The organism is Pandoraea capi (assembly GCF_902459735.1).
Classification (GTDB): Bacteria; Pseudomonadota; Gammaproteobacteria; order Burkholderiales; family Burkholderiaceae; genus Pandoraea; species Pandoraea capi.
In genome coordinates this window covers 20,124-42,444 of sequence record NZ_CABPRV010000016.1, presented here as the reverse complement: position 1 = coordinate 42,444, position 22,321 = coordinate 20,124, and the positions used below count along the sequence as shown (strand labels likewise).

The 22,321-nt window shown below is 65.3% G+C and carries 21 protein-coding genes; 16 read left to right on the top strand and 5 right to left on the bottom strand.

The genetic code is table 11. From position 1 onward, the window contains the following. Position 1 precedes the first annotated feature (1 nt). Both PCA20602_RS24230 and PCA20602_RS24225 read right to left on the bottom strand, forming a co-directional pair. Positions 2-946, bottom strand: coding sequence for a 2-hydroxyacid dehydrogenase (locus PCA20602_RS24230; protein WP_150723358.1), 945 nt, complete (start codon positions 944-946; stop codon positions 2-4). A 12-nt stretch (positions 947-958) separates the two neighbouring features. After that, positions 959-1,564, bottom strand: coding sequence for an amino acid synthesis family protein (locus PCA20602_RS24225; protein ID WP_174981545.1), 606 nt, complete (start codon positions 1,562-1,564; stop codon positions 959-961). A 274-nt stretch (positions 1,565-1,838) separates the two neighbouring features. Here PCA20602_RS24225 and PCA20602_RS24220 point away from each other — a divergent pair, with 274 nt between their 5' ends. The 11 genes from PCA20602_RS24220 to PCA20602_RS24170 all read left to right on the top strand — a co-directional run bounded on the left by PCA20602_RS24220 (position 1,839) and on the right by PCA20602_RS24170 (position 13,448). Continuing rightward, a complete protein-coding gene (locus tag PCA20602_RS24220) occupies positions 1,839-3,683 on the top strand; it encodes a helix-turn-helix domain-containing protein (RefSeq protein WP_150723356.1) in 1,845 nt (614 codons plus the stop codon). A 119-nt stretch (positions 3,684-3,802) separates the two neighbouring features. Continuing rightward, positions 3,803-4,837: a flavin reductase gene (locus PCA20602_RS24215; protein WP_150723355.1), complete on the top strand. Its 1,035-nt coding sequence runs from the start codon at positions 3,803-3,805 to the stop codon at positions 4,835-4,837. A gap of 15 nt (positions 4,838-4,852) precedes the next feature. After that, positions 4,853-6,364, top strand: coding sequence for an aldehyde dehydrogenase (locus PCA20602_RS24210; RefSeq protein ID WP_069341371.1), 1,512 nt, complete (start codon positions 4,853-4,855; stop codon positions 6,362-6,364). 59 nt (positions 6,365-6,423) lie between these two features. Next, positions 6,424-7,551 (top strand): LLM class flavin-dependent oxidoreductase, encoded by a 1,128-nt coding sequence (locus tag PCA20602_RS24205; protein WP_069341370.1) that lies wholly within the window; start codon positions 6,424-6,426, stop codon positions 7,549-7,551. A gap of 18 nt (positions 7,552-7,569) precedes the next feature. After that, entirely contained in the window at positions 7,570-8,430 is an 861-nt protein-coding gene (locus PCA20602_RS24200; RefSeq protein ID WP_150723354.1) for an alpha/beta fold hydrolase, read from the top strand. Further along, entirely contained in the window at positions 8,427-8,813 is a 387-nt protein-coding gene (locus PCA20602_RS24195; RefSeq protein ID WP_150723353.1) for an NIPSNAP family protein, read from the top strand. The genes PCA20602_RS24200 and PCA20602_RS24195 overlap by 4 nt, the downstream gene beginning before the upstream one ends. Then, positions 8,806-9,873, top strand: a complete 1,068-nt coding sequence (locus PCA20602_RS24190) for a quaternary amine ABC transporter ATP-binding protein (RefSeq protein ID WP_150723352.1) — start codon at positions 8,806-8,808, stop codon at positions 9,871-9,873. The genes PCA20602_RS24195 and PCA20602_RS24190 overlap by 8 nt, the downstream gene beginning before the upstream one ends. Beyond that, positions 9,866-10,822 carry an ABC transporter permease gene (locus PCA20602_RS24185; RefSeq protein ID WP_069341366.1) on the top strand — a complete coding sequence of 319 codons (957 nt, stop codon included), beginning with the start codon at positions 9,866-9,868 and terminating at the stop codon, positions 10,820-10,822. Before PCA20602_RS24190 ends, PCA20602_RS24185 begins: the two co-directional genes overlap by 8 nt. Before the next feature lie 203 nt (positions 10,823-11,025). Beyond that, positions 11,026-12,048, top strand: coding sequence for a glycine betaine/L-proline ABC transporter substrate-binding protein ProX (gene proX / locus PCA20602_RS24180; RefSeq protein WP_150723351.1), 1,023 nt, complete (start codon positions 11,026-11,028; stop codon positions 12,046-12,048). A gap of 17 nt (positions 12,049-12,065) precedes the next feature. Next, positions 12,066-12,440 (top strand): carboxymuconolactone decarboxylase family protein, encoded by a 375-nt coding sequence (locus PCA20602_RS24175; protein ID WP_150723350.1) that lies wholly within the window; start codon positions 12,066-12,068, stop codon positions 12,438-12,440. A gap of 207 nt (positions 12,441-12,647) precedes the next feature. Next, positions 12,648-13,448 carry a hypothetical protein gene (locus PCA20602_RS24170; RefSeq protein ID WP_150723349.1) on the top strand — a complete coding sequence of 267 codons (801 nt, stop codon included), beginning with the start codon at positions 12,648-12,650 and terminating at the stop codon, positions 13,446-13,448. A gap of 61 nt (positions 13,449-13,509) precedes the next feature. Here the strand turns inward: PCA20602_RS24170 and PCA20602_RS24165 are convergent, their stop codons facing one another. Together PCA20602_RS24165 and PCA20602_RS24160 are read right to left on the bottom strand one after the other, a co-directional pair. After that, entirely contained in the window at positions 13,510-13,797 is a 288-nt protein-coding gene (locus tag PCA20602_RS24165) for a XapX domain-containing protein (protein ID WP_150723348.1), read from the bottom strand. A gap of 26 nt (positions 13,798-13,823) precedes the next feature. Continuing rightward, complete coding sequence (locus tag PCA20602_RS24160) at positions 13,824-15,677, bottom strand: amidohydrolase (RefSeq protein ID WP_150723347.1); 1,854 nt, start codon at positions 15,675-15,677, stop codon at positions 13,824-13,826. 304 nt (positions 15,678-15,981) lie between these two features. Between PCA20602_RS24160 and PCA20602_RS24155 the strand changes: the two genes are divergently transcribed. Beyond that, a complete protein-coding gene (locus PCA20602_RS24155) occupies positions 15,982-16,662 on the top strand; it encodes a response regulator transcription factor (protein WP_150723346.1) in 681 nt (226 codons plus the stop codon). 55 nt (positions 16,663-16,717) lie between these two features. On the opposite strand, the gene PCA20602_RS24150 is transcribed toward PCA20602_RS24155, so the two are convergent. Then, complete coding sequence (locus PCA20602_RS24150) at positions 16,718-17,149, bottom strand: hypothetical protein (RefSeq protein ID WP_150723345.1); 432 nt, start codon at positions 17,147-17,149, stop codon at positions 16,718-16,720. Positions 17,150-17,478: 329 nt separating this feature from the next. On the opposite strand from PCA20602_RS24150, the gene PCA20602_RS24145 reads away from it, so the two are divergent. From PCA20602_RS24145 to PCA20602_RS24130, 4 genes are all read left to right on the top strand, one after another. Continuing rightward, on the top strand, positions 17,479-19,188 hold the full coding sequence (locus PCA20602_RS24145; RefSeq protein ID WP_246182324.1) for a ShlB/FhaC/HecB family hemolysin secretion/activation protein: 1,710 nt from the start codon (positions 17,479-17,481) through the stop codon (positions 19,186-19,188). A gap of 144 nt (positions 19,189-19,332) precedes the next feature. Then, on the top strand, positions 19,333-21,105 hold the full coding sequence (locus tag PCA20602_RS24140) for a DUF2341 domain-containing protein (protein WP_150723344.1): 1,773 nt from the start codon (positions 19,333-19,335) through the stop codon (positions 21,103-21,105). Positions 21,106-21,117: 12 nt separating this feature from the next. Further along, entirely contained in the window at positions 21,118-21,528 is a 411-nt protein-coding gene (locus PCA20602_RS24135) for an ExbD/TolR family protein (protein ID WP_150723343.1), read from the top strand. Between the two features lie 10 nt (positions 21,529-21,538). Beyond that, on the top strand, positions 21,539-22,270 hold the full coding sequence (locus tag PCA20602_RS24130; protein ID WP_246182323.1) for an energy transducer TonB family protein: 732 nt from the start codon (positions 21,539-21,541) through the stop codon (positions 22,268-22,270). Positions 22,271-22,321: the final 51 nt, after the last annotated feature.

The following is a 22,321-nucleotide window of genomic DNA, read 5'->3' as shown; positions in this document are numbered from 1 at the left end:
CTCAGTATCCCCGCGTCATATCGACGTTGCCCGGAACGCGTCCCGTGGCCCGGAAATCGCGGATGTTGCCCGCGATTACCTGTGCTGCCGTTTCATGATCGGTCGGCGCCGAGATGTGCGGCAATACCGTCACACGCGGGTGATCCCACAGCGAGGAATCGATGGGCAGCGGCTCCACGTCGAACACGTCGAGCACGGCGTGCGAGAGATGACCCCGGTCGAGCGCATCGAGCAACGCCTGCGTGACCACGACCGGCCCGCGCGAGAAGTTGATGAGCGCAGCGCCCGGCTTCATGCGGCCGAGGCGCGTGGCGTCGAGCATGCCGCGCGTCTGCGCGGTCAGCGGAATCAGGCTGATGACGATGTCCGCCGTCGCGAGCATCGCGCCCAGCCCGTCGTCGCCGGAGAGCGTCTCGATGCCGTCGAGTGTCTTCGGCGACCGGCTCCACCCCCGCACGACGAAGCCCGCGTCACGCAGACGCGCCGCCGCCGCTTGCCCGAGTTCGCCGAGGCCGAGCAGGCCGACGGTCGTCTGCGACGGCTTGCGATACGTCTGCTGCACCCACACGCGCTGCGTCTGCTGACGCGCGTAACGAGGCATGTCGCGTTGCAGGTAATAGGTCCAGGCGAGCACCGCCTCGGCCATGGTGCGCGACATCTCAGGGTCGACCAGACGCATGGTCGGCGGGCTGTGGGCCGGGAGCGCCGCGACCAGCGACTCGACCCCGGCCCACAGGCTCTGGATCCACAGCAGGCCGGGCAGCGCCGCGACGTCCGCCGGGTCCGGATTCGCGACGATGGCGATCGGCGCCTGCGCGCGTTGCGACGGGGACAACGCCGCGAGCGGCGCGACGATGTCGTCGGGTAGCGCGGCACGCAGCGCGTCGAGGTACGGACGCTGGTAGTCCGCAGGCATCCGGCTCAGGAAGGCAATGACGGACGGCATCGTCACGCTCGATCAGGCGGTGGCGGTGTCGGTGGAGGCGGCGTCGCTCGCCATCTCTTCCATGTCCTGGAAGCGATCGGCGATACGCGGATGGATGCGCCCGCCGTCCGATGCACCGATGGCCAGCAGGATCTCGTCCGGCGCGGGCGCATCGGTCATCTGGAACGTCGCCGTGATGAAGTGCGAGCGCTTGCCCGTCTCCGACTTGTGGATCATCGGCACCGAGACGAGCGTGCCGGGGCCGACGCGCGTGTTGGTGAACGGCAGGAACGCCGTGCCGTTCACGGCCGTGCGGAACAGGTTGCCGAAGCGCAGCGTGTGGATGATCGCCGACGCGTGTTCGATTTCGCCGTTCGTCCCCACGACTGCGGCCTTGCCGTAGGCCTCCACGCGCTCGCCGGGCATGACCTCGACCAGACGTTGCGTCATCAGCGCGCCCAGTTCGGGCGCGAGGCGAAGGATCTCGGGGCGAAGGTTTTCCACGAAGCCCTGACCGGCCCACGGATTGCGGATCACGGCGGCAACGACGACCGTCGTCACCGGTTTGTCCGCCGCCTTGCCGCCTTCGCGATAGGTGGTCTCGACGTACGTTGCGATCTTGCGAAGCTCTTGTTTCACGGGTGTCTCCTGTTGCACTGCAATAGCGATGCCGTCGCCGTTCGGCGATGTCGAAGAAGCGACGCGGCGGCTTGGTGGCCTCATGGACGGGTGCCGCGACATGACGCGGCACCTAGGGAAAACGTGACAACGGTCGGGGAAAACGTCGACGGTTTGCCGATGAGACCCATGCTATTGCGACAGATTGGGCAGGTCTTCCGTCGGAACGTCGGAAGATCTTTTTTTTCTTCCGACGCTTTGGTGTAGATTTTTTGGGCAGGCAAGGAGACAAGCAATGCCGGAACATCATCAACGGCTCATGGCCCTGCGCCATGTCGCCAGTCAGATCAGCAACGACGAAGACATCGAAGCCCTGTTCCGCGACCTTGTGCGTGGCGCAGTGCAGCAAGGCGGCTGGGACCTCGGCTCGGTCATGAGCATCGATCTCGCGCACGGCTATGGACTCGTGATCACGCGCTTCGAGACGAGCATGCTGCCGCAGCACGTCGAAGACCGCTGGGAGCTGGCCACCAGTCCGTCGCTCATTGCGTTGCAGACCAACGAACCCGTCTATATTCGCGACGCTCTCGAGAGCACGCAATTCCCCGGTTATCGCCGTGAAGCGCATGAGCGCGGCTACCGCACGGTGCTGGTGTTGCCGATGGCGTCGCGCGATACGGAAGGCCGGCCGATGGTACTGACGGTCGCGTCGCGCACGGTGCGTGACGTTGGCGAAGACGACCTGACGTTCATGTCGACGGTCGTGCACCTCGGCGCGATTGCCGTCGAGCGCGCGCATCGTCAGCGTGCGCAGGCCATGGCGCACGAGCGGCTGCAACGCACGCTCGAAGCACAGCGCGCACTGCTGGCCGACGTGCTCGCCGGCGGCTCGCTCGATCAGTTGACGACGTCGCTGGGCGAGCTGATCGGCCGCCCGGTGCTCGTCATCGATTTCCTCGCGAATCAGTGGCACGCCTCGTCGTCGCCCGTGCCTGCGCAGATGGACGCCGCCGCGTGGACCCGATGGCTGTCCGGCGCGCAGGGACGCGAACTCGGCGGCACGGTGCGCGACGCGCTGCAACGCTACCGCCAGACACGTCTGGACGTGCCGCTCCTGCCGCCGGGACGCCAGTCAGGACAAGCCACGGTGAGCGCGGCCATCGAACCGCTCACGGTCGATGACGACCTCGTCGGCGCGCTGCTCACGTTTGGCGCAGACGCGCTGAGCGACCTTCAGCAACTGCTGCTGGAGAGCGCTCGCTTTGCGTTGAGCGTGCAACTGATGCGCAGCGTAGTGCGTTTTCGCTTCGAGACGCGCACGCTGACCGAACTGTTTTTCGAGATCGTCGAGCGCCGCTGGCGCGACGAGGACGACGTGCTTGGCCGCGCCCGGCGTCTGGGTGTTGCGCTTGATGCGCCGCTGCGCATGATGGTCGTCGACTATCCCGATCAACGGGCGAGGGGCGATGCTGCCGACGCAGGGCGTGCCGCAGGTCATCTCTCGCTGGAGAGTCACAGTACCGTTGAATTGCTGGCACGGCAGTTGAACGTGCCGATGCATATCGTGACGGTCGGCGGCGGGCTGGTCTGTCTGGTGCCGCAGGACGGCTCGACCGACGACGCGGCCCTTGCCCGTCTGGCCCGGCGCATGAGCGACGCGCTCGCCCGCTCGCTCGGACGCGAGCCGATCGTCGTGATGAGCGACGTGTGCGAAGGACTGGAGCCGCTGGCGCGGGAGTGGGAGCGCTGCTGGCGCATGATTCGCGTGGCGCGCAAGTTCGGTCGTAGCGGGCCGCTCGACATGCCGGGCCTCGGGCCGTTGCCGATGCTCATGGGCGCGGCCGATTCGTCAGACGTTCACGGCTTCGTCGACGGCACGATCGGCAAGCTCGTCGAGCATGACCGGCAATCGGGGTCGCCTTATCTCGAGACGCTCGCGGAATACCTGCGCTCCGGTTGTCGCAGCCAGCCGTGCGCCGATGCGATGGGGCTGCACGTCACCACGCTGCGCTACCGGCTGGCGCGCATCCAGGAATTGTTCGGTATCGACGTGGAGACGCCGGAGCGTCGCTTCGCGGCAGAGCTTGCCATTCATCTGCATACGCTGACGAATGGCGGCGCGCGGGGCGGGCATCCATGAAAACCCTGCCGCGCAATCGAGAGTAAATGATCGCGCTTCTCCTGCGAATCGACGGAAGCTGACAAAAAAGTCCTCGCATATCGTTGACCTCAACGTAATGACGTTTCGAGGTGAACGACATGCAAGCTGTCGCCCAACAGAGCCCGCAGGACCCGAAGCACCCGCAGCACCCGGCGACCGATCCCGGCGCTCCCGCGCTCTCGAGCATCGACCCGGTAGCCCTGCGCCGCGCGCTCGGCACGTTCGTGACGGGCGTGACCGTCGTCACGACGCTCGACGACGAGGGTCGCCCGCGCGGCATGACCGCCAACTCCTTCACGTCCGTCTCGCTCGATCCGCCGCTGCTGCTGGTGTGCATCGGCAAGAGCGCCGCGAGCTATCCGGCGTTCCAGAGCACGGAGCACTTCGCCGTCAATTTGCTGCACGACGGGCAAACCGACGTGTCGAATCTGTTCGCGTCGAAGTCGGCGGAAAAATTCACGACCGTGGGGCATGACGTCGTCCACACCGGCGCGCCGGTCTTGACCGACTGCCTGACGTGGTTCGACTGCACCGTGCACAACCGCGTCGATGCGGGCGATCACGTCGTGCTGATCGGTCAGATTCAGGCATTCGGCACGAGTCCGGCCGCGCCGCTGGGCTTCTGCCGGGGCCGCTACGCCCATGTGAAAGACCCGCTGCCGCCGGGCTGGCTGTCGTCGCACGACATGATCGTCGGCTACCTGATCGACGCGAACGGCAGCCTGCTGCTCGCACAGGACGGCAAGGGCGGCTGGGTGTTGCCCAGCGCGCCGCGTCGTCTGGCGAAGGGGCGTCTGCCGCTCGCCGGTGGCGGTGAGCTGGCGCTGGTGCCGCACGACACGTTCCTCTACTCGGTGTTCGACACAGCGGAGAGCGACCCCGGCTATCTGATGTATCGCGCACGTCTGGCCGAGCCGTTCTCGCCGGACGATTTGCCGCCGAACTTCCGTTTCTTCCCCTTCGACCAGTTGCCCTTCGACGACATCGCCTCGCGCGAGATTCGTTCGATGGTGCGCCGCTACGTGCGCGAAACCGCCGGCGGCCACTTCGGCATCTACATGGATTCCCACGACGGCGGCCGTATCGCGATGGTGAGCGACGCGCAGCCGTGGACACAACTCTCGCAAGTCTGATTCTGGAGTCAATCGATGCAAACGACGATGCAAACGCTGGAGGGATCTCGCCAGCAGTTGTTTATTGACGGGCAGTTCACCGCGCCGCACAGCAACGAGTACGTGCCGAGCTATGACCCGACGACCGGCCGTGCATGGTACGAGTTCGCGCAGGCCGACGCGACCGATGTCGACCGTGCCGTGCGCTCGGCGCAGGCGGCGCTGGTCAACCCCGCGTGGCGACGCATGACGCAGACCGAGCGCGGCAAGCTCGTGCGCAAGCTCGGCGAACTCGTACTCGCCAACGCCGACGCGCTCGCCGCCATCGAGTGCCGCGACAACGGCAAGCTGCTCAAGGAAATGCGGGCGCAGATGCGCGCGATTCCCGACTCGTATGCGTATTTCGCCGGCATGGCCGACAAGCTGCAAGGCGACACCATCCCCGTCAACAAGCTCGATACGCTGAACTTCAACACCCGCGAGCCCATCGGCGTGGTCGGCATGATCATTCCGTGGAATTCGCCGCTGATGATGCTGACCGGCACGCTCGCGCCTTGCCTGGCGATCGGCAACACCATCGTGGTGAAGCCGTCGGAGCACGCCACGGCCTCCACGCTCGCGCTGGCCGAACTGGTGATCGAAGCCGGGATTCCGCCGGGCGTCGTCAATGTGGTGACGGGCGACGGCATCACGACCGGCGACGCGTTGACGCGTCACCCCGGCATCGCCAAATACGTGTTCACGGGCAGCACCGTCACGGGTCGCAAGATCGCAGGTAACGCCGCGCAGAACCTCGTGCCGTGTCAGATGGAACTGGGCGGCAAGTCGCCGCACGTGGTGTTCGGCGACGTGGACATCGAGCGCGCCGTGAACGGCGTGGTCTCCGGCGTGTTCGCTGCCGCCGGGCAGACGTGCGTGGCAGGTTCGCGCTGCTTCGTGGAGGCGTCGGTGTACGACCGGTTCGTCGAGGCGCTGGTCGAGCGTACGCGTCGTGTGCGCGTCGGGCATCCCACGCACGAAGACACCGACATCGGTCCGCTGGCGCTGGCCTCGCAACTGGACAAGGTCGAGGGCTACGTGGCGTCGGGTCTTCAGGAAGGGGCCCGTGTAGCCGCCGGCGGGCAGCGTCCGGCGCGCGACGACCTGGCGGGCGGCTGGTATTACGAGCCGACCGTGATGACGCAGGCGCGCAACGAAATGCGCTTCATGCAGGAAGAGATTTTCGGGCCGGTGGTCGGCGTGATGCCGTTCTCCGACGAAGCCGAACTGATCCAGCTGGCGAACGCGACCGAGTACGGTCTGGCCGCCGGTATCTGGACGCGGGACATCGACCGCGCCATGCGCTTCGCCCGCGACGTGGAAGCCGGCACGGTCTGGATCAACACCTACCGCTCGGCGGCGTACATGTCGGCCAACGGCGGCACCAAACACAGCGGTTACGGCCGACGCGGCGGCTTCGAAGTGATGCGGGAGTTCTCGCGTCTGAAGAACGTCGTGATCGATTACTCGGGGGCAATGCAGGACCCGTTCGTGATTCGCCTGCGCTGATGGATTCGACGTCAACCGCTACCCCAAACTCACACGAATAAATCACGGGAGATCTACCCATGAAATTCTCCGTATCGCTCAGCATGGAGCGCTTCTCGCCGCAGGACACGATGACCGATGCCGTGCGCAACATGCTGCACCTCGCGCGCATCGCCGACGAAGGCGGCTTCGAGACGCTGTGGACCGCCGAGCACCACACCATCGAATGCACCATCTCGCCCAACCCGTTCATCACGCTCACGTGGCTGTCGCAGCACACCGAGCAGATTCGTCTGGGCACCGCGACCATCGTCGCACCGTACTGGTCGCCGATCCGTCTCGCGGGGGAAGCCGCGATGTGCGACCACCTCACGGGCGGACGTCTCGAATTCGGCATCGCACGCGGTGCATACCAGTACGAGTTCGACCGCATGGCCGGCGGCATCCCCCAGCAGGAAGGCGTGGCATACATGAAGGAACTGGTGCCCGCAGTGAAGAAACTGTGGGAGGGCGACTATGCCCATGACGGGCATTACTGGAAATTCCCGCTCGCCACGTCGGTGCCCAAGCCGCTGCAACAGCCGCATCCGCCGATCTGGGTGGCAACGCGTGACCCGGGCAGCTTCGACTGGGCTGTCGGTGTGGGCGCAAACATTCTGTCGACGCCGCTCGCCGCCCCCGTGTCCGAAGTGGCCGTGCTGGGCGAGAAGTTCCGCAAGGCCGTGGCGGACCATCCGGAGCGTCCGCGCCCGCGTTTCATGATGCTGCGCCGCACGTGCGTGTACGACCGCCCGCAGGATTGGGAAGTCGCCGTGCGCCACAGCGTGGACTTCGGCCGTACGTTCGAGAACCTGATGCAGAACATCGGCACCGTGACCAACGGTTTCCCGGAAGCCGTGCCTTACGAGGCGGTCGTCGGACGCGCCAACTACGATCCGGCCGCGATTCGCGAGAACCTGATGTTCGGCACGCCCGACGAGATCGTGCGTAAGCTGGAAGTGTACGAAGCGCAGGGCGTCGACCAGTTCTGTCTCGGCCTGTCGTTCAACCTGCCGTTCGAGCTGCAAGTGAAGACGCTGCGTCTTTTCATCGATGAAGTGATGCCGCATTTCGCCGCGCGTGAGGCGCGCCGGGCTCGCGAAGCCCAGTCGGCTGCCGTGGCGCAGACGGCAGAGCGCCCGGCGGCGCTGGCCTCGGCGGGCCGCTGACCCATGGGTGCGCACGCTATGACCGAACCGCCCGACGCCCCGCGCGAGCAGACGCTGCAAGTGGGCGATGTCACGCTGGCCTACCGCCTGCTCGGGCACGGCTCCCGGCCGCTCGTCTGCATTCACGGCGTGGGGTCGTATCAGGAGGCATGGGATGACGTGGCCGCGTTGCTGGCCGACGACTTTCGCATCCTCACCTTCGATCTGCGCGGTCATGGCCGCTCGTCGCGGGTCAGGGGGCGCTACGAGATCGACGATTTCGTCGCCGACGCCCTGGCGCTGGCGGATCACGTGGGCTTTACCACGTTCGATCTGGCGGGGTTTTCGCTGGGCGGGCTGATCGCGCAGCGGCTCGCGCTCTCGCATCCGGCACGGCTGCGGCGCCTCGCGCTGCTCGCGACGGTGTCGGGGCGCACCAAAGAGGAGCGCGAGCGCGTGCTGGCGCGGCTCGCGGCGTTGCAGGGCGGCGAGCGTGGCGCGCATTACGACGCCTCGCTCTCACGTTGGCTGACGGAGGACTTTCAGGCGAAGCATCCGGAGCGCATCACCTACCTGCGCGAGCGCAACGCCCAGAACGACCCGGATTGTTATGCGTCGGCCTATCGCGTGCTGGCGGAGACCGACTTCGGCGGCTTCATCGATCAGATTCGCATGCCGACGCTGATTGTCACCGGCGAAGACGATCAGGGGTCGAACCCGCGCATGGCGCGCTTTATGCATGAATGCATCGTCGGCTCGCGGCTGGAGATCCTGCCGGGCATGCGGCATTCGATTCTGGTGGAAGCGGCGACGCAGGTCGCCGGCTTGCTGCGCGAGTTCATGGCCGGGGAGTCCGGCGATTCACCGCGCGTACAGGGCGGCAAAGGGGGCGCAGCATGATCGTCGAAGAGCGCATCTACCGCATTCGCAACGGCTGCATGAGCCAGTATCTGAATCTCGTGCGGACCGAGGGACTGGCGATCCAGCAGCCGATTCTCGGGCATCTCGTGGGGTATTTCACGACGGAGATCGGCGTGCTCAGTCAGGTGACGCACCTGTGGGCATATCCGAGTCTGGACGAGCGCACCCGTCGTCGTGCGCAACTCGCGCAGGACAAGCGTTGGCAGGCGTTTATTCCGCGTCTGTCCGAATTGATCGAAACGGCCGAGAACCGCATTCTGGTTCCGACCGATTTTTCCCCGCTCGCGGCGTTCACCGCACAGGCGACGCAGGGAAATGCCTCACTGGATTCCCGCGATTTCAAGGAGATTCGCCGTGACTGACCGACTGAGAATCGAAAACCTGTACAAGGTGTTCGCGGACAAGCCGGCGCGAGCGCTGGCCATGTTGCGCGATGGCAAGCGCAAGTCCGACGTGCTCGAGACGCTGGGCCAGGTGGTGGGCCTCGACGACGTCTCGCTGACGGTGCCGTCGGGCGCCATCTACATGATCATGGGGCTCTCCGGCTCCGGGAAATCGACGCTCGCGCGTTGCATCAACCGGCTGAACGAACCGTCGGACGGCCGCATTCTGCTTGACGGCGACGACATCTGCGCGCTCGACGAGCGGCGGCTTCGCGACGTGCGCCGCAACCGCATCTCGATGGTGTTCCAGCACTTCGCGCTGCTGCCGAACCGCCGCGTGATCGAAAACGTGGAGTTCGGGCTGAAGCTGCGCGGCATGCCGGCGGCGGAGCGTCGGCGGCGCGCCGAGGAGGTGCTGAGCGTGGTCGGGCTCGCGCGCTGGGCGTATCACATGCCCCACGAACTGAGCGGCGGCATGCGTCAGCGCGTGGGACTGGCGCGCGCGCTGGCCACGGAGGCCGACGTGCTCATCATGGACGAAGCCTTCAGCGCACTCGATCCGCTGATCCGTACGGAAATGCAGGACGAGCTGCTGCGTCTGCAACACACGCTCAACAAGACCATTCTGTTCATCACGCACGACTTCCAGGAAGCGCTGAAGCTAGGCACGCGTATCGCGATCATGGCGGATGGACGCCTCGTGCGCGAAGGCACGCCGCAGCAGATCGTGCTCGAACCCGGCAGCGACTACGTGGCGGCGTTCACCCGCGACGTCGACCGTGCCCGTCTGTTCGACGCCCGCTCGGTGATGGCGCCCGTGCCCGCAGTGCTTGCGCAATGCGACCACCGTCTGCCGTGCGTGCCTGCGGGCATGCGACTGGTGGACGTGGCGGCGCGCTTCACTGCGGAGGAAACCATGGGCGTGACGGATGACGACGGCAAGCTGATCGGCGTGCTGGACGTGGGGCAGTTGCTGGCGCGTATCGGAACTACCGGCACGGCGGGTGCTATGGCCGGCGTAGGAGAACATCATGCTTAATGCAGACCAACTTGCAGTATTCCCCTTCGATCAGTGGATTCAGGAGGGCGTGCAGTGGATGGCGCTGCATATGCGTCCGCTGTTTCTCGTCATCAAATGGCCGGTCGAGCGTTTGCTGACCTTCAACGACAGCGTTTTTCACGCCGCACCGTTCCCGGTGATGGTCGTGATCGCGTTTCTGTTGTGCTGGCGGCTGGCGAGTCTGAGCGTCGCGGTCTTCAGCGCCGTGGTGTTCGTAGCGATTGCGATGCTCGGGGTGTGGAGCGAAGCGATGACGACGCTCTCGCTGATCATGACCGCCATTCTCTTCTGCGCGCTCATCGGCATACCGATCGGCATCTGGAGTGCGCGCAGCGAGCGGGTGTGGCTCGTGGTGCGTCCGGTGCTCGACATCATGCAGACGACGCCGACGTTCGTGTATCTGGTGCCGGTGGTCATGCTCTTCGGCGTGGGCAACGTGCCGGGCGAAGTGGCGGTGGTCACTGCCGCGATGCCGCCGCTCATCCGCTTCACGCATCTGGGCATTCGCATGGTCGAGCACGAGATCGTGGAAGCGGGTCTTGCGTTCGGCGCGGACAGGCGTCAGTTGTTGTGGGAAGTGCAATTGCCGCTGGCCGTGCCGACCATCCTCGGCGGCCTGAACCAGACGGTGCTCACGGCGATGGTGATGTCGGTCGTGGTCGCGATGATCGGCGCCGAAGGTCTCGGGCTGGTGGTGTTGCAGGGGCTGGGCCGTCTCGATGTGGGACGCGCGGCCGTCGGCGGCATTGCCATCGTGCTGCTTGCGATGATGCTCGACCGGTTCACGCAGAAGCTCGCCCGCACCAAGCCGCGCGATCAGCAGACGTTCCGTGCCGTCATCTCCCGGTTGTTTCGCGGGGAGCGTCAGGTAGGGGGCGACGTCGGCAGCAATGTGCCGCCGACGGCACGTGCGGCGGATGCGCCCTGATGTCGATGCGGCGATGGGGCACCGTCGCCGCCTGATATCGATGTACCGCAGGTTTTCGCAGTACCGCGTTTCGTAGCACCGCAGCACCGGTCACGACGGCGACGTCGCAGACCGGCACCCGTGCCCGCAGGCAAAACTCCGGTATCCCCGGCGGGCCGATAACTCGACGATCGGAAAGATCGAACAAGTCTTGGAGAGCAGCAATGAAAGGATTGGCAAAGGCGGTTGCCTCGTTCACGCTTTCGCTGGTGGCGGCAGGCGCGTTGCACGCGCAGACGCTTCCGGGCACGGGAAAGACGATTCACTATGCGCAGAGCGACAGCTTCGGCGGTAACTACGTCGTCGCCCAGATCGTGTCGAAGGCATTCAAGGGGCTGGGCTACGACGTCAAGCTCAGCACGATGAACACCACGCTGTTCTTCCAGGCCGTATCGCAAGGCGATATCGATATCGCCACCGATGTGAACTTCCCGCAGCGCGAACCGGGTTTTCGCGCCGTCGCGTCGCAGGCGATGATCGTCGGCTCGGGGCTGATCTCGGGCGATGGCATCAACGGCTATCTGATCGACAAAAAAACGGCGCAGCAGTATCACATCACCAGCCTCGAACAGATGAAGGACCCGAAGATCGCGGGTCTCTTCGGCAAGGACGGCAAGGCCGAACTGATCAGTTGCGACCCGGGCTGGAGCTGCGGCGACGTAGTGGACTATCAGATCGACAAGTTCGGTCTGAAGCAGACGGTCAAGGCGGTGCGCGGCAAGTATGAAGCGCTCATGGTCGAAGCGGTGACGAAGGTCAAGCAGGGCAAGCCGGCGTTCTTCTACGCGTGGAGCCCGTCGTGGGTGACCAACGCGCTGGTACCCGGTGTGGACGTGGTGTGGCTGCCGACGCCCGCCGACGCGTTGCCGCCGAACGTCCCGAACAAGGGTTCGGCGCTCGTGAACAACGTCGAGGGGTGTGCGGGCGGCGCCAATCCTTGCCGTATGGCGATGGCGTCGTGGAACTGGGGTTCGGTGGCGAACAAGCAGTTCATCGCGGCGAATCCGGCGATCAAGGCGTTGATCGAACAGATCCGCTTCCCCGGCAAGACGTGGTCGCAGTGGGAAGCGACGATCAGCAAGGAGGGCGGCTCGCCCGCGCTGATCACGAAGCTGTCGGACGAATGGATCGCCGCCAACAAGGCGCAAATGGATCAATGGGTGGCGACGGCGGCCAAGGCGAAGTGATCGACGGAGAGCATGCGATGAATCCGGAATTGTTCGAGAAAGGGCTGAAGACACGCCGTGAGGTATTGGGCAGCGAATACGTGGACAAGTCGATTGCGTCGGCCGATGCCTTCAACCGGCCGATGCAGGAGCTCGTGACCGAGTATTGCTGGGGCGAGATATGGAATCGTCCGGGGCTGGACCGTCGCACGCGAAGTCTGCTCAATCTGGGCATGCTCACCGTGATGAATCGTCCCCACGAGTTGAAGCTGCACGTGCGGGGCGCGCTGACCAACGGCGTGACGAAGGAGGAGATCGCCGAGGTGTTCCTGCAAGCGGCGATCTATGCCGGGGTGCCCGCGGCCATCGATAGCTTCCGGGTGGCGAGAGAGGTGTTCGACGCGCAGACCTGAGCGCGGTACACCTAGCGATGGCGGCGGCGTGAGCCGTCCGTCATCTCACAGTGCATGTCTAAGCGAGCGTTTGCACACGTATTCCGGTGGGCGAACGCTCGTTTTCGTTTGCGCACATCACAGGAACCGAAGGCGAGCGACGGTATCGCGAAGTGGTGTGCTTCATCGGTGTCAAAGTGAGTTCTCCCCTACTGATGGAGAACGCTCATGATTTCCGCAAATGCCAACGCATCGACCGCACGGATAGCGCCATTGCCGTCGCCGGCCGACAATCGATCCGACGATCGACCGACACCGGAGATGGCGCAGGATCTCCATAGTGCTGCGCAGATGCACGGGGCGCCGGGGGCCGGAATAGCCACGGGTGTCTCCGCTCAGACGACTTCACAACCGTATTCGCAACGTAACGGGCTATGCGGCGTGGAGGCCGAATCGCCAGCGGTGCAGGTGATGGTGACGATACAGGGTTTCGCTCAAATGACGATCGATATTCGGCGACCCCAAGCCGGGACATTGATTGTCGGCGAGGCGCCTCCGCACGACCGTATCGCCCAAGACCTGCTGTCTGATGGGCAAGAGGTGCGTGCCGGTGTAGTAACGATGGCGAACCAGGGGATGCGGGGAGCACGCAGTCTGTCCGTGACACCAGTGCTTACCGACGGCGACCTTGTGGAGACGTTCGTCAAGGCATGGGGTGAGGCCATCGACTCGCAGGGAGAACCGGATGGGTGGGGCAGGTTCCTGACGGAGGGGGGCGCCGTATTCTTCGGCGGTGAGGATCGTCAGGCGCTGCTGGCGACTCTCGCTAAAAATATTCACCGCTTGCCTGAAGATCGGCGCTGGACGGGGATGAAGTACATTCTCGAAGACAAGAGCGGGTTGGGGGTGGCAGCAGTCAAGTCGGTCGTGAGCGATAGGGGACTGGAAACGGTCGAAGTCTTTGCGGTCGCGGATCGCACGGCAGCTCTCGATCTCTACTACAAACACGGCATTATTCAGCTTCGTTAGGGCGCGTGGCGGGGCTTGCAAACGTGATGCGAGCCCCGCGCGTTTTCTAGTGTCTTCGCCGTCAGCCTTGCGGCGTATCCGGCCGCTTCGACGGATCGCCCGTCTCCGCCTTCGCCACCGGCCCCGGCAGGCCGGTGATCTTCGGTACGCACTCGCGATGGAACCACACGAGATTGACCGGCTCGCCTGCGAGCAGGCGCTTCACTGGCGGCACGACCTGCTCGCCGATCAGCATGCCGAGCAGACCGATCAGGGCGACGGCCGGGGGCGCGGGCGAGCGCACGCCGAGACCGCCGTAAATGATGCCGACGAGCACGCCCACGGCTAGCGATACGAGATAGAGTTTCATCGCAAGTCTCCGGATCTCAACCGTAATCAGAACGCCCAGCACGAGCAGCCGAGTGCGCCCCAGAAGCCGCTCTCGTCAGCGGCGGGCACGTTCGATGCCCAGGCTTTCGCATGTCCGTGGCCATGAACGCCGCACGCCGTCGCGCAGGCGCAATTCACGCTGACGTTGAGCACCTGCGCGCCGCGCGGGTGGTACCCCACGCTGTGACGTGCGGGTGACCAGTCCGGCATCGCCGGCGGCAACGCCGGCGCGTGACTGCCGAAATCGCCGTCACCGTACACGACCTTGCCGCCAAGCAGGGTGAGCACCGAGGTGATGTCCTGAATCTCGTCTTCCGGCACGCTGAAGTAATCCGCCGAGAGGACCGCCAGATCCGCGAGCTGACCGACCTTGATCTGTCCCTTCTTGCCGACTTCGGATGAGAACCACGTATTCGCTTCCGTCCACAGACGCAGCGCTTCGTCGCGGTCGAGCAGGCTGCCCGGCGCCGCCATGCGCAGTCCGCCGACCGTCTTGCCCGTCACCAGCCAGTACAGCGATACCCACGGGTTGTACGAGGCGACGCGCGTGGCATCCGTGCCCGCGCCGACCTTCACGCCGCGCTCCAGCATGCGTCGCACCGGCGGCGTGGCCTCGGCCGCCTTCGCGCCATACCGCTCCACGAAGTACTCGCCCTGATACGCCATGCGATGCTGCACGGCGATGCCGCCGCCCAGTGCTGCGATACGGTCGATGTTGCGGTCGCTGATGGTCTCGGCGTGATCGAAGAACCAGTGCAGGCCGTCGAACGGCACGTCCTTCGCGACCTTTTCGTAGACATCGAGCGCGCGGGAAATGGTTTCGTCATAAGTCGCGTGCAGACGCCACGGCCAGCGATTCTCCGCCAGCAGTCGCACGACCGGTTCCAGATCGTTTTCCATCGACGGCGGCATTTCGGGACGCTCGACGCGGAAATCTTCGAAGTCCGCCGCCGAGTAGACGAGCATTTCGCCTGCGCCGTTGTGACGATAGAGATCGTCGCCCTGACCGGGGCTGACTTGCCCGACCCACTGGCTGAAATCCGCGAGTTCGGCTTTCGGCTTTTGCGTGAAGAGGTTGTAGGCGAGACGCACCGTCAGTTGCCCCTCGCGATGCAATTCCTCGATGATGCTGTAGTCCTCGGGGTAGTTCTGGAAGCCGCCGCCCGCGTCGATGACCCCGGTCACGCCGAGCCGGTTCACTTCGCGCATGAAATGACGCGTCGAGTTCTTCTGGTACTCCGGCGGCAGCTTCGGCCCCTTGGCAAGCGTGGCATAGAGAATGGTCGCGTTCGGCCTGGCGAGCAGCAGGCCGGTCGGATTGCCTGCGGCATCGCGCACGATCTCGCCGCCCGGCGGGTTCGGCGTGTCTTTGGTGTAGCCGACGGTGCGCAACGCGGCGCCGTTGAGGATCGCGCGGTCGTAGAGGTGCAGGATGAACACCGGCGTATCGGGCGCAATGGCGTTCAGTTCGTCGATGGTCGGCAGACGCTTCTCGGCGAACTGATGCTCGGTGAAGCCCCCGACGACGCGGACCCACTGCGGGGCCGGTGTGCGATCGACCTGTGCCCCCAGCATGCGCATCGCGTCCGCCAGCGAGCGCACGCCGTCCCAGCGCAGCTCCATGTTGTAGTTCAGGCCGCCGCGAATGATGTGCATGTGGCTGTCGATCAGCCCCGGAATGGCGCGACGGCCTTTCAGGTCGATGACCTGCGTGTCCTTGCCGGCCAGACGCATCACGTCCTCGCGGGTGCCGACGGCGGTGAACGTGCCGCCAGTGAGCGCGACGGCGTCGGCCTGCGGGTTGGCGCGGTCGAGCGTAGTGAACTTGCCGTTGATCAGAATCAGGTCAGGGTGTGTCATGGGTGGCTCCGGAGGGTGGCGGGCACGGTAGGCATGGTGGGCACAGCGGTCGCTTCGGTCGCTTCGGGGGCATCGATGAGGCGGTTTCGGCGTGGCCGACGACAAACGAAGAGCGTATGTCGTTCGCCGCACGCTCACTATCGTCTTTTCGTATTAGCCCCGGAAACCCTTGCCGGGCATGGCTCGGGCGACGCATGACCCGGGGCCTGTGCTGAATTTGCAGGCACGGTCGTGCTTTTTCGAGGATCGAATGTCACATGACTGACGTATACTCTGGCTCACCGACTCCCTATATCGCACAGGCATGAACGCGCTTGCGGACAGCGACATTGCTACCGTCTATGTCGTCGACCACGACCCGACAGAGAACCAGACGCTCTGTACGTCGCTGCTCGACGCCGGATTGCGCGCCCGAGGTTTCCCATGTGCGGCGTCGTTCCTTGCGGGTGAGCGCAGCGCGGGGCCGGGTTGCCTCGTGGTGGACGCCGACCTGGGCACTCCCGGTGGCGGCCTGGCGCTGCAAGACACGCTCGCGGCCGTGCGCGACCCGATTCCCGTCGTGCTCATTACCGGTCGCGCCGACGTGAGCGCCGGCGTGCGGGGGATGAAGGCCGGCGCAATCGACTTCCTCACCAAGCCATTCCCCAACGTGGCGTTGCTCGACGCCGTCGGTAACGCGCTTGCGAGAGACCGTCAGCGGCTGGGGCGTGAGCGCGTCAGCACCGATATGATCGAGCGGGCGCAGCGGCTGTCCCAGCGTGAGCGGGAGGTCATGGCGCTGGTTGCGGCGGGACGCATGAACAAGCACATCGCCGACGAACTCGGCATCAGCGAAGTCACCGTGAAGATTCATCGCGGTAACGCGATGCGCAAGATGGAAGCGCGATCGTTCGCGGACCTCGTCATCATGGCCCACAAACTCGGCATGACGTCGCCGGCGCTCTATCACGGCGCAATCGGCCGGCATCGGCGCGACAGCCTGTAGCCCTTCGTCGATACCTCGATCAAAACGCCATCGATTTTTCGATGGCGTTTTTCATTCAACGTCCTGGGCGAACGACCGGCGCGGCGGGCGGCGCTGCGTCGGGACGCTGCGGCGTCGCCGAGCTGCCGAAGGTGTTTCCCATGCGCTGAGACGTCCCGCTCCAGTTGAACTGGCCGCCGATCTGATTGCCCGGCTTGTTTGCGATGTCTTCCGATTCTAGGCCCGGTTTGCGGCCCGCGCCCGGCGCCGAGGCTGGCTGCAACTGGTTCGTCAGACAGTCGTAGGACGGCGAGCGCTGGCCGTTCACCTCGACATCCACGCAGCCCGCACGCGACGACGCCGACGTCGCACTGTCCACGCGCGGCGCATTGTCGGCCGCCACGGCGAGCGACGATGCCATCGCCAGTAACGCAGCGGCGAACGTCGTCGCGAGCGTCTGGCGACGCATCTCATTCCCCGGCACTTGCCCGATACGGTGGTTCGTCATCGCACGTCTCCCCGTCAAAAACCATAGTTATCCATCAGGACTCCGACCAAAAAAGCCGTCAAGACGACCGTCGGGCGCCGGCCAAGCATACGTCAGTCCGTGCGGTTTTCGAGAAAGATGAATTTCTCGTGACAAACGTCAGTCGCTCGCGATCCCGACCGTCTAGGTATCCGTATTCGAGAGAAATGTCGACACGGATTGCGTGCGGCCGGGCGATACCAGACGCGCAGCGCTTTCGCTGCGAGCACGGCGAGTCGTCGGTAAGCCAGGCCACCGGGGGCACTGCATCGGGCAGGGCCGCGTCGACCTAACAAGTCAGAGTCTTCTATATGCGTTTGATGAAAACGAACCGGCCGTGGCGGCGCTGGGCGGCGGTGTGCGCGCTCACGTTGGGGGGAACCGTTCATGGCGTTGCGATTGCTCAGCAAACCGAAGCGAATCCGTCGGAGCCGGCGCACGGCAATGCGGCCGGAGTGAAGCATCAGGCCGATGCGAAGGCCGATCCGAAGGCGACCGCTACCGGGAAAGAGACGTCTGCCGAGGCGCAGAAGCACGTCAATATCAACGAGTACGTCGTGCGCGGCAACACCGTGCTCGATGTCCGCTCCATCGAGAAGGCCGTCACGCCCTATCTGGGGCCGAACCGCACGCTGGCCGACATCGAAGCCGCACGCGACGCACTGCTCGCCGCCTATCAGGCCAAGGGCTACCAGTCGGTGTACGTCGATCTGCCCGAACAGCAGGTCACGGGCGGCATCGTCTATCTGAAGGTCAGCGAGACCAGGCTCGGACGTCTGCGCGTGGTCGGCTCGGAGTACCACTCGCCGCGCGAAGTGCGCGAACGCGTGCCGTCGCTCGCCGAAGGCAAGGTGCCGGACTTCAACGCGGCGCAGGCCGAACTCACGGCCCTGAACCGCACCGGCGACCAGCAGGTCGTGCCGCTCGTCAAGCAGGGCGCAGTCCCCGGCACGATGGACGTCGATCTCAAGGTCGAAGACACCAACCCCTGGCGCGCCAGCTTCAGCCTGAACAACGATCGCAGCGCCGACACGAAGCCGCTGCGCATGCTCGCGTCGGTCGGTTACGACAACCTCTGGCAACTCGGCCATCGCGTGTCGATGAGCTTCTTTGGCGCACCGCAGGACTTCAAGCAGAGCAAGGTCTGGTCGGGGTCGTATGTCGCGCCCATCGGCGCCTCGCCATGGTCGCTCGAACTCAATGGCTATCAGTCGGACAGCAACGTTGCCACGACCGGCGGCACGACGGTGCTCGGCAAGGGCCATGCCATTGGCCTCAAGACAACGTTCACCGTCCCTGACACGGGCGCCTGGTATCACGCCTTCAGCCTGGGTGTGGACTTCAAGGACAACACCGAAACCACGCGATTCGGCGCCGCCGGCGACGTGGTGCCGCTCAAGTACGCGCCGATCACCCTCGGCTACAGCGGCTTCTATCAGAACGAGACCCTGCAAGCCGGTCTGAACACGTCGATCACCACCGGTATGTCGAGCTTCCTCGGCTACGGCAGCGGCCCCGCGCAGTTCGACGCGAAGCGTTACAAGGCGTCGCCGAGCTTCACGGTGCTGCGTGCCGATGCGAACGGCACTTACACGATTGACGGCGGTTGGCAGCTGGCCGCCCGCGTGGCCACGCAGATGACCGACTCGCCGCTCGTCTCGAACGAGCAGATCGCGGGTGGCGGCATGAATTCGGTACGCGGCTATCTCTCGGCGGAAGCCACGGGCGATTACGGCGTGGTCGGCTCGATCGAGTGGCGCACGCCGCCGATTCCGCTGCTCGCGCCGATCGTGTCGAACTGGCGCGCGTATGCGTTCTTCGACGGCGCGCGTCTGGGCCTGCGCGACGCGTTGCCCGAGCAGACGTCGACATTCTCGCTCGCGTCGCTCGGTGTCGGCACGTCGCTGCGTCTGACGTCGCACATGACGGGCCGCTTCGACGCCGCCTATCCGCTGACGAACGGCCCGCGCACGGAACGCTACAAGCCGCGCCTGAATTTCAGCGTGACGGCAACGTACTGAGGCCACGCCGACCGAGCGCCAGGACGCGACAGACACACGACAGACGCGACACATACGCCCCAACACTTCACCAAACAACATTCACGACCTGATGCCTGTGCGCTTATCCGACGCGTCAGGCCGCATAAACGGAGAACTACAGCCATGCGACGCATTCTTCCATTCCTGCTTGCGCTGATCGGCACGCTGATGCCGGTGCTCGCGCACGCCTGGTGGCAACCGGATTGGGCGTACCGCAAGCCGATCACCATCGACGCCGGCCCGCAAGGCGGCAACATCACGGGCGACGCCGGCCGCGTGCCGATGCTGCTGCGTCTGCACACCGGTAACTTCAGCTTCGAAGGCGTGAACGAAACCGGTGCCGATCTGCGCTTCGTCGCGGCCGACGACAAGACGGTGCTCAACCACCAGATCGAGCAATTCGATCCGGTGCTGGGCATTGCGCTCGTGTGGGTCGATGTGCCCGCCGTGACGGCTGCCAACAAGCAGCAGATCTGGATGTACTACGGCAACCGCAAGGCGCCCGCTGCCGGTAACGGTCAGCGCGTGTTCGATCCGGACTACACGGCCGTGTACCACTTCGGTGAGTCGAACGTGCCCGCACGTGACACCACGGCTTACGGCAACAACAGCCAGAATCCGGTCGTCACGCTCGACGGCGCCATCATCGGCAAGGGCATTCAGGCGGGGGCATCGCCGCTGGTGCTGCCCGCGTCGCCGTCGCTGACGATCGCGGCCGGTGGCAACTTCACGTTCTCGGCATGGGTGCGTCCGGAGAAGCTCGGTGCGAACGAGGCGATCTACACGCGCCGCGAAGGCGGTAACGATCTGTTGATCGGTGTCGATCAGGGCGTGCCGTTCGTGCAGGTCGGTGCGCAACGCAGCCAGCCGGGCCAGCCGATTCAGGCCGGCCAGTGGTCGCATCTCGCTGTCACGAGCGATGGCAAGACGCTCACGCTGTATGTCGCGGGTCACGCGACGGGCACGGTTGTCGCGGCACTGCCCGCGCTGAACTCGCCGACGATCATCGGCGGCGATGCCGAGGGCGTGGCCGGCGGTCTGGCGCGCTTCTCGGGCGCCGTGGACGAAGTGCGTCTGTCGAAGGTCGCACGCCCCGCTGCGCTGATTCAGGCGGACGCCGTCGCGCAAGGCGCCGAATCGCGTCTGATCGCCTTCGGTCCTGACGAGCAACAAGCCGGCAAGAGCCACTTCGCCTTCATCCTCTCGGCCATGCCGGTCGACGCCTGGGTGGTCGTGATCGTGCTCGGCCTGATGGCGCTGGTGTCGTGGGTCATCATGATCACGAAGAGCCGCAGCTACAGCGCGAAGACGCGCGCCAATGCGGTCTTCATGGAGCATTTTCGCGAAGCGTCGGGCGCGCCGCTCGATCAGATCGCGCGCACCAACCGTGTGCCTGACGATGTGCGCCAGCAATCGCCGCTGTGGCGTCTGTACGAAGTCGCGCTCGACGAACTGCATCGCCGCCACGAGCTTGGCTATGACACGAGCGCTGTCTCCGACGCGACCATCAGCGCCATTCGCGCGTCGATGGACGGCACGGTGATTCGCGAGATCGAGTCGATGAGCAAGCGCATGAACTGGCTCTCCACCTCGATCGAAGGCGCACCGTATGTCGGTCTGTTCGGCACCGTGATCGGGATCATGCTGGTGTTCGTCGTGGCGGCCATGGCCGGTGCGGTGGACATCAACTCGGTGGCGCCGGGGATGGCCGCAGCGCTGCTGTGTACGGCGGCCGGTCTGGGCGTCGCGATTCCCGCGCTGTTCGGCTACAACTGGCTCGTCTCGCGCTCGGATGCGCTCGCTGCCGACATGGCCGTATTCGTCGACGAATTCACGACGCGCCTTGCGGAAGAGCAGGGCGAAGGCCGTCGTCAGCCTGTGCTGCAACGCGCCTGACGGGGACGAACCATGGCAAACGCAACGCGATTCGCCGCGAAGAAGCGCGCGAGCGGCGTCAACATCACGCCTTTCGTCGATGTGCTGCTGGTGGTGCTGGTGATCTTCATTCTCACGAGCAACGCCAGCATCCCCGGCATCAAGGTCGATCTGCCGAAGGCGAGTTCCTCGGTGGCGCTGGAGAAGCCGAAGACCAAGGCCATCACCGTCGACAACGCGGGGCAGGTGTTCCTCGATGCGTATCCCGTGACGCTCAACGAGCTCGAGGATCGCTTGCGCACGGAAAAGGCGGTCACGCCCGACTTTCCGGTGATCGTGCGCGGCGACGCGCAGGTGCAGTACGCCAAGGTCGTGGAAGTACTCGATCTGTTGCGGCGCATCGATCTCAATCAGGTCGGCCTCGTGACCGGCAAACCGCAGTAAGGAGCGCAGCGTGAAACCTCGCGATTTCGCGTCTCGCCCTCCGGCTCGGTCGACGTCGTCCAGTCCGGCGTTTGCCGTACTGGCGGCGCTGCGGCGTCGTGGCGGACTGATCGTCGGCGGCCTCGTCGTGCTCGGCCTGATCGCGCTCTTCTGGCATCTGCTCACGGACCGCGCCAGCACGCGCCGCGAGGTCAACAGCCCGCCGATGCTGATGCCGCCGCCGCCCCCCCCTCCGCCGCCGCCACAGGAAAAACCGCCTGAGCCGACGCCGGAGAAGATCAAACCCGAGGTCGTCGAGCCGAAGCCCGCCGACCCGGTTGAGCCGCCCAAGGACGACACGCCTCCCAGTCCGACCAAGGATCTGGGCGACGCCGTGACGATCAACGGCGACGCGCAGGCCGGTACCGACGCCTTCGGCATCGGTGCGGGCAGCGGCGGCGGCATGACCGGTGGCGGCGGCGGGCTGGGTAGCCGCTCGTACAGCGCGTGGCTGGCGGGGGCGTTGCAGCAGGCGTTCGGTCGCGACCAGCGCACTCGCACGCTGGCATTCGACGACGTTCGTATCGATCTCTGGCTCGACGCCGACGGCCGTGCCACGCGCGTGCAACTCGTACGCGGCACGGGTAACGCAACCATCGATCAGGCGGTGCTCGCCATGCTGCACGACTTCCGTGCGGAGGAGAAGCCGCCTGCGTCGCTGCGCTATCCGATGTCGATGAGCATTCGGGGGCGCCGTCCATGACACGCCACACCTCGCACGCTGCCGGCATGCCCGGATCGGCGCAAGCAGACC